The sequence below is a fragment of the Massilia glaciei genome (genome assembly GCF_003011895.2).
Taxonomy (GTDB): domain Bacteria; phylum Pseudomonadota; class Gammaproteobacteria; order Burkholderiales; family Burkholderiaceae_D; genus Telluria_A; species Telluria_A glaciei.
The window spans coordinates 1-8,713 of sequence record NZ_PXWF02000334.1 but is presented as its reverse complement, the minus strand read 5'-3'; the positions used below and the strand labels follow the sequence as shown (position 1 = coordinate 8,713).

Annotated in this window: 2 protein-coding genes; both read right to left on the bottom strand. The window is 68.4% G+C overall.

Translation table 11 applies throughout. From position 1 onward, the window contains the following. A partial coding sequence (locus tag C7C56_RS26555; RefSeq protein ID WP_106760346.1) for a TolC family protein occupies positions 1-1,685 on the bottom strand: 1,685 nt, incomplete at its 3' end. Positions 1,686-1,729: 44 nt separating this feature from the next. After that, positions 1,730-8,713 (bottom strand): Ig-like domain-containing protein (locus C7C56_RS29210; RefSeq protein ID WP_106760345.1); only part of this gene is annotated, 6,984 nt, incomplete at its 5' end.

The following is an 8,713-nucleotide window of genomic DNA, read 5'->3' as shown; positions in this document are numbered from 1 at the left end:
GTGGCGCCGATGGTGGCGCCGTCGCCGCCGGCCGCGCCGGGCGCCACGCCCAGCGACGCCAGGCGGGTGCGCATCATGCCGGCGAGGTCGATGCCGCTGCCGGCCGGCGCCATGATCGGGGACACCCCGACGCCGAGCGCCACCGGCACCGCCCGCGCGGTGTTGAAATTGGTCTTGCGCCATTGCTGGTCGGCCTTGGACAGCTGCGCCGTGAACGCGGCCACGCTTTGCGCCTGCGGCACGTCCGGCAGCAGGTCGGCGCCGACCGAGTTGGCCACGCGCGCGTAGGCGATCTGCAGGTTGGCCAGCGCCATGTAGCGCTGCATGTCCGACAGCGCCGACTTGACCTGCACCCGCAGCAGTTCCATCCCGGACTCGGAGCTGGCCTTGATCCCGTCGGCCATCAGCTTTTCGATGCGGCTGTCGACCTCGGCGCCCTGGCGGCTGATCTGGTAGTCGGCCTGCGCCTCCTGGTAGCGCTGGGCGGCGATGCGCACCTGGGTCAGCACCGCCATGGTCAGCGCCACGCGGCGCGTGTCGCCGAGTTGGAGCGCGCTCTCCTGGGCCTTCATCGCGCTCGGGTACGAGAACGCGCGCAGCAGGTTCAGCGAGACCAGGCCGCCGGCCTCGGACCAGCTGTTATTGAGCAGGAACTTGTTGCTGTCGCGGTTGTGCGAGAGGTTGAACTCGAGGCCCGGCAAAAAGCCCAGCAGCGCCTTGCGCCCGTCGAGCACGGTGATTTTCTTGCGGTAGTCCTCCTCGCGCAGTTCGGGGCGGTTGTTGAGCGCGGCCTGGTCGAGCGCGTCGAGGTCGTCGAGGCGGTGCAGGGCGGCCGCCGGCGCCTCCTGGTCGGCGGCGGCGAGCCGGATCTCGGTGCCCGGGCGCAGGTTGATCAGGGCGCTCAGCTCCGACTTGGCCAGCACCAGCTCCTGGCGCCGCATCACGATCTGCGAATGCAGGTCGAGCAGGGCGCGCTGGTAGGCCAGCGCCTGCATCGGCGGCATCATCTTTTCCTGCTCCATGCGGCCGCTGCGGGCCAGCGCCTCTTTGAGGCGGCCGAGCAGCGCGTCCATGCGCGGCAGCGTCTGCTGGGCGACATAGGCGCGCCAGAACGCCTGGCGCACGTCCTGCGAGATGTTCTGCACCACCTTGCGCTTGCGCTCCTCGGCGATGAGCACCTGGTTGGCCTGCTGCTGGGCGCGCACATACGAGACCCCGAAGTCGAGCACGTTCCAGGCCAGCACCGCGTTCTGGGTGTTGCGGGTGCGCTCCTGGGCGCCCGAGAACAGGTTGCTCTCGACGCCCGTGGCCAGGTCGACCGAACGGGCGCCGGCGTCGTTGCTGCGGCTGGTGTAGCCGGCCGAGGCGGTCAGGCGCGGCAGCATGTCGTACTTGGACAGGTCGAGCTGGGCCTCGGCCATGCTGCGCTCCATCGAGCGCAGGCGGTAGTCGTAGTTGTACTTGAGGGCGCGCGCGAAGGCCTCGTGCAGCGTGACGTCGCCGGCCACCGGCTCCATGTCCTTGAACAGGGTCGCCACATCGTCCCTGACGCGTTCGCTGCGCTCGGCCACCGAGACCGGCTCGGGCGCGACGGCGCAGCCGCCGAGGGTGGCCAGCACGACGGCCGCGAGCGGCAGCAGGCGCAGGGGGGACGGCGAGCGGCGAAGGGACGAAGTAGGCGTCATATGTGGTTCTCCAGTGGTGGAAGCTTTGAGTGTGTTTTTGGTGTTCATGCTTGCGGGCCCGGTTTGTGCGCGCGCTCGACCTGCTCGAGGTGGCGCAGGGTGGCGTCGGAGTTGTGTGCGAAACGCTGGGCGTGCTGCGCCAGATGGTCGCTCAGCCGGTGCGAACGGGCCGGTGCGGCGTCGCTGCCATCCGCACCGGGGCCGGCCGGCGCGGGGCGGGGCGTGATGGCGCCTCGCTCGCCGCCTTTCAGGCCCAGCGCGACGAGCAGGTCGATGCCCTGCAGGAGCGCCGGCGGCGCCTTCGACACCACCGGCTCGATCTTGGCTCCGCTGAGCGTGATGGTGGCGCGGTGCTCCTTGCCTTTGGCGTCGGTGCCGATCACCTCGATCGTCAGCGTCGACAGCGCGCCTGGAGGCACCTCGCCGCTGAAGGTGCGGTTGACGGGGTCGAAGGTGAGCCAGATCGGCAGCGGCTCGCCGCCCGGCAGGGTGGCGCGCAGCGAGACCAGTTCGAGCGAGCCGAACAGGCTGGCAGGAATGGTGAAGTTGGCGTTGATGCCGGCCAGCGGGACCGGAAGCTCGAGTTCGAATGCCGGCCCGGCCGAGGTGCCGCCGATGCTGGCTAGCACGCTGACGTTGCCGTAACCGGGCAGGACGAAGGCGCCGTTGGACAGGGTCTTGGCGATCGTCGCGGCCAGCGGCGAATGGGTGGTGCCATCCATAACGGCCAGGCCGATCGGCGCGACGTTTTCCGGGACCTTGAACTCGTCGAGCTCCGGGTTGGGGTTGTTCGGCTTCGGCCCGTCCGACTGCGCCTGCGGCGGCGGCGCGGCGATGCGCAGCGCGAGCGGGGCCGAGGCGGCGCTGGTGTTGCCGGCCACATCGGTCGCGCTCGTGGTGATCGCGTACAAGCCGCCGGCGAGCGTGATCGGATCGGCGCTCCAGTTGCCGGCCGCGTTCGCCAGCGCGGTGCCGAGCGCGGTGGTGCCGCTGCGGATCGTGATGACCGAGTCGGCCTCGGCGCCGGAGCCGAAGAACACCGGCGTGCGGTTGTGCGTCACCGGGCCGTCGGCGGTCGCCGGCGTGCCCGGCGCGGCAGGGGCGACGCTGTCGATGGTCACCTGCAGGGCGCTCGAACGGGCGCTTGGGTTGAGACCGTTTTTGGTGGCCACGACCGTCAGGTTGTGGCTGCCGTCGGCCAGCGCCGTGCTGGTGATGCTCCATACCCCGCCGGTGGCGACCGCGCTGCCAAGGACGGTCACGCCATCGCTGTCGAACAGCGTGATCGTGCTGCCGTCGGCGGCGCTGCCGGTCACGGTCGGGGTGCTGTCGTTGGTGACGCGGTCACTGTTGGAACGGCCCGAGTCGCTCGCCGCGCTCAGTTGCGGCGTGCCCGGGGTGGCCGCCGGAGCGGTGTCGACCGCGTAGTTGTTCGAGTTGGTGATGCCGGTGCCCGCGTTGCCGGCGGCGTCCTGCACGCCGCCGTTGGCCAGCGTGACCAGGTTGCTGGCGTCGGCGACGTTGGCCGTCGGCGTGAAGGTGGCGGTCCAGGTGACGCCGCCGTCGAGCGAGCCAACCGCGCCCAGGGTGCCGTTGGCGACCGTGAGGTCGGCGTTGGTCAAGCCCGACACCGCCTCGGAGAAGGTGATGGTCACCAGCGAGGTCTCGCCCACCGACAAGGCGCTGTCGGCGACGACGATGCTGGCCGTCGGCCGCGCGGTGTCGATCGCGTAGTTATTCGACACGGTCGATCCGGCGCCGGCGTTGCCCGCGACGTCCTGCACACCGGCGTTGGCCAGCGTGACCAGGTTGCTGGCGTCGGTGGTGTTGGCCGTCGGCGTGAAGGTGGCGCTCCAGGTGGTGCCGCCGTCGAGCGAGCTGAGCGCGCCCAGGCTGCCGTTGGCGACCGTCAGGTCGGCGTTGGTGAAGCCGGTGACCGGCTCCGAGAACGTGATCGTCACGAGCGACGTTTCTCCGGCCGCCAGCGCGTCATCGGCGACGCTGACGGTGGCCGAAGGCGGCGCGCCGTCGACGGTGATCAGCATCGGGGCGGAAGAGGCGCTCGGGTTCGCGCCGTTCTTGGTCGCCACCACGGTCAGGCTGTGGGTGCCGTCCGCCAGCGCCGCGCTGGTGATGCTCCAGGCGCCGCCCGTCGCCACCGTGCTGCCAAGGACGGTCACGCCGTCGGTGTCGAACAGGGTGATGGTGGTGCCGGCGGAGGCGGTGCCGTTCACGACCGGCGTGTTGACGCTGGTAATCCGGTCGGTGTTGGAGCTGCCCGTGTCGCTCGCGAGCGACAGCGTCGGCGCGCTCGGCGCGATCGCCGGGATCGTGTCGACCGCGACGAACACGCCGAAGGCGGCCGTGTTCGGGTTGCCAGCGGCGTCGGTGAAGCGTCCCGAGCCAACCGTCACGCTCGAGCCGCCGGGTGCCGACGGCGGCGGCGTCAGGCGCGCGGTGTAGGTGGTGCCGCTGCCGCTAAATTCCGACAGTGTTCCCGCGCTGACGCTGATGTCGGCGATCGTGAAGTCGGTCGAGGCCTCCGACAGGGTGAAGGTCAGGAGCGCCGTCTCGCCCACCATCAGCAGGTTGTCGCTGCTGGTGATGGTGAGCGTTGGCAGGCGCGTGTCGACCGCAAGCTGCAGGCTGTTGCTGGCCGCGTTGGCGTTGCCCGCGGCGTCGGCGAAAGCGCCGGCGTTAACCCGGATGCTCGCGCCCGAGACGTTGTTCGCCGACGGCGTGAAGGTCGCCGTGAAGCTGGTGCCACCGCCGCTGAAGTTCGACAGCGTGCCGCCGCTGACGAGCACATCGCCGGCGTCGAAGCCGTTGACGGCCTCGGTCAGGGTGAAGGTGATGGTGCTGCTCTGGCCGGCCCTGAGCGCGCCGAGGCTGCTGCTGATCGCGATACCCGGGGTCTGGGTGTCGATCGCGTAGCCGGCGCTCGCGCTGCCAACGCCGCTGTTGCCGGCCGCATCCTGCACGCCGCCCAGGTCCAGGGTGATCGCGTTGGCGGCGGCGATGGTGTTGGCCGCCGGCGTGAAGGTGGCGCTCCAGGTCAGGCCACCATCGGTCGAGCTGACCGGGCCGAGCGTGCCGTTGGCCACCGTCAGGTCGGCGTTGCCAAAGCCCGTTACCGGCTCCGTGAAGGTGATTGTCACGGTGGTGGTCTCGCCTGCGCTTAAAGAGGTGTCGGCGAGCACGATGGTGGCGCCCGGACGCGCGGTGTCGACCGTGTAGTTGTTCGAGCCGACGGTGGAGAGGCCGGCATTGCCGTCCGCGTTGACAACGCCCGCGGTGTTGAGCGTGATCTGGTTGCTGCCGTCGGCGATGCCTGCATCAGGGGTGAGGATGGCCGTCCACGTGATGCCGCCGTCTTGCGAACTGACAGCGCCCAGGGTGCCGTTGGCGACATTGAGGTCGGCGTTGTCGAAGCCCGAGACCGCCTCCGAGAACGTGATCGAGACGAGCGACGTTTCGTCCGCCAGCAGGGTGCTGTCGGCCACCACCACGCTCGCGCCCGGGCGCACCGTGGCGATCGCGTAGTTGTTGGAGTCGGTCAGGCCGCTGCCGGCATTGCCCAGCAAATCGGTCAGGCCGCTGTTGTCCAGCGTGATCACGTTGCTGGCGTCGCGCAGGTTGCTTGCCGGGGTCAGCATCGCGGTCCAGGTGATGCCGCCGTCGAGAGAGCTGAGCGCGCCGAGGGTGCCGTTGGCCACGCTCAGGTCGGCGTTGGTGAAACCGGTCACTGGCTCCGAGAACGTGATCGTCACCAGCGAGGTTTCGCCGGCCGTCAGGGAGCTGTCGGCCACCACGATGGCGGCGGTGGGCGCCGAGGTTTCGACCGCGTAGTTGTTCGAGTCGGTGCTGCCGCCCGTGTTGTTGCCGGCGGCGTCTTGCGGGCCGCTGTTGCCAAGCGTGATCACGTTGCTGGCGTCGGCGATCTGGGCGCCCGGCGTGAAGGTCGCGGTCCAGGTGACGCCGCCATCGATCGAGCCGACGGCGCCAAGCGTGCCGTTCGCCACCGACAGGTCGGCATTCGTCAAACCGCTCACGGCCTCCGAGAAGGTGATGGTCACCAGCGCGGTCTCGCCGGTCGACAACACGCTGTCGCTGATGACGATGGTGGCCGTCGGGCGCAAGGTGTCGATCGCGTAGCCGTTCGAATCGGTGGTGCCGCTGCCGCTGTTGCCGGCCAGGTCGGTGAGGCCGGTGTTCGCCAGCACGATCAGGTTGCCGCTCGCTTCGGTGTCGGCAGCCGGCGTGAACGTGGCGGTCCAAGTGATGCCGCCGTCGACGGATGCGAGCGTGGCCAGCGTGCCGTTGGCCACGCTCAGGTCGGCATTGGTGAAGCCGGTGACCGCCTCGGAGAAGGTGACCGTTACCAAGCTGTCTTCGCCGGCCGCCAACGCGTCGTCGGCGATGCTGATCGTCGCAGTCGGACGGGCGGTGTCGATGGCGTAGTTGTTCGAATCGGTGGTGCCAGAGCCGGTATTGCCGGCCAGGTCGGCGATGCCGGTGTTGGCCAGCGTGATCAGGTTGCTGGTGTCTGTGACGTTGGCGGTTGGGGTGAACGTTGCCGTCCAGGTGATGCCGCCGTCCGTGGTGCCGACGGCGCCGAGCGTGCCGTTGGCGATTGCCAGATCGGTGTTGTCGAAGCCGGTCACAGCCTCCGAGAACGTGAAAGTGACCAGCGTCGTTTCGCCTACCGACAGGGCGGCATCGGCTACCACGATACCGACGGTTGGACGTGCCGTGTCGATGGCGTAGTTGTTCGAGTCGGTCGTGCCGGCGCCGGTGTTGCCGGCCAGGTCGGCGATGCCGGTGTTGGCCAGCGTGATCAGGTTGGTCGTGTCGGTGACGTTGGCGGTCGGCGTAAACGTTGCCGTCCAAGTGATGCCGCCGTCCACAGAACCGACCGCGCCAAGCGTGCCGTTGGCGATCGTCAGGTCGGTATTGTCGAAGCCGGTCACAGCCTCAGAGAACGTGAAGGTGACCAGCGTCGTCTCGCCGACGGAAAGGGCGGCGTCTGCGACCACGATGCCGACGGTCGGACGCGCCGTGTCGATGGCGTAGTTGTTCGAATCGGTCGTGCCTGAGCCGGTGTTGCCGGCCAGGTCGGCGATGCCGGTGTTGGTCAGCGTGATCAGGTTGCTGGTGTCGGTGACATTGGCGGTCGGCGTGAACGTTGCCGTCCAGGTGATGCCGCCATCCAAAGAGCTAACCGCAGCGAGGCTTCCGTTGGAAATTGCCAAGTCTGTATTGTCGAAGCCGGTCACGGCCTCCGAGAATGTGAACGTGACCAGCGTCGTTTCGCCGGCCGAAAGGGCCGCGTCCGCGACCACGATGCCGACGGTTGGACGCGCCGTGTCGATCGCGTAGTTGTTCGAATCGGTGGTGCCCGAGCCGGTGTTGCCGGCCAGGTCGGCGATGCCTGTGTTGGCCAGCGTGATCAGGTTGGTGGTGTCGGTGACGTTGGCGGTTGGCGTGAACGTTGCCGTCCAGGTGATGCCGCCGTCCGTGGTGCCGACCGCGCCGAGCGTGCCGTTGGCGATTGCCAGATCGGTGTTGTCGAAGCCGGTCACAGCCTCCGAGAACGTGAAAGTGACCAGCGTCGTTTCGCCTACCGACAGGGCGGCATCGGCTACCACGATACCGACGGTTGGACGTGCCGTGTCGATGGCGTAGTTGTTCGAGTCGGTCGTGCCGGCGCCGGTGTTGCCTGCCAGGTCGGCGATGCCGGTGTTGGCCAGCGTGATCAGGTTGGTCGTGTCGGTGACGTTGGCGGTCGGCGTGAACGTTGCCGTCCAAGTGATGCCGCCGTCCACAGAACCGACCGCGCCAAGCGTGCCGTTGGCGATCGTCAGGTCGGTATTGTCGAAGCCGGTCACAGCCTCAGAGAACGTGAAGGTGACCAGCGTCGTCTCGCCGACGGAAAGGGCGGCGTCTGCGACCACGATGCCGACGGTCGGACGCGCCGTGTCGATGGCGTAGTTGTTCGAATCGGTCGTGCCTGAGCCGGTGTTGCCGGCCAGGTCGGCGATGCCGGTGTTGGTCAGCGTGATCAGGTTGCTGGTGTCGGTGACATTGGCGGTCGGCGTGAACGTTGCCGTCCAGGTGATGCCGCCATCCAAAGAGCTAACCGCAGCGAGGCTTCCGTTGGAAATTGCCAAGTCTGTATTGTCGAAGCCGGTCACGGCCTCCGAGAATGTGAACGTGACCAGCGTCGTTTCGCCGGCCGAAAGGGCCGCGTCCGCGACCACGATGCCGACGGTTGGACGCGCCGTGTCGATCGCGTAGTTGTTCGAATCGGTGGTGCCCGAGCCGGTGTTGCCGGCCAGGTCGGCGATGCCTGTGTTGGCCAGCGTGATCAGGTTGGTGGTGTCGGTGACGTTGGCGGTTGGCGTGAACGTTGCCGTCCAGGTGATGCCGCCGTCGCTGGAGCTGACCGCGCCGAGCGTGCCGTTGGCGATCGTCAGGTCTGTATTGTCGAAGCCGGTCACGGCCTCCGAGAACGTGAAGGTGACAAGCGTCGTTTCGCCTACCGACAGGGCGGCATCGGCTACCACGATGCCGACGGTTGGACGTGCCGTGTCGATGGCGTAGTTGTTCGAGTCGGTCGTGCCGGCGCCGGTGTTGCCGGCCAGGTCGGCGACGCCGGTGTTGGCCAGCGTGATCAGGTTGGTCGTGTCGGTGACGTTGGCGGTCGGCGTAAACGTTGCCGTCCAGGTGATGCCGCCGTCGACGGAACCAAGCGCGCCAAGCGTGCCGTTGGCGATCGCCAGGTCGGTGTTGTCGAAGCCAGTCACAGCCTCCGAGAACGTGAAGGTGACCAAAGTCGTCTCGCCGACGGAAAGGGCTGCGTCTGCGACCACGATACCGACGGTTGGACGCGCCGTGTCGATCGCGTAGTTGTTCGAATCGGTGATGCCCGAGCCGGTGTTGCCGGCGAGGTCAGCAACGCCGGTGTTGGACAAGGTGATCAGGTTGGTCGTATCGGTGATGCTGGCGGTCGGCGTGAACGTTGCCGT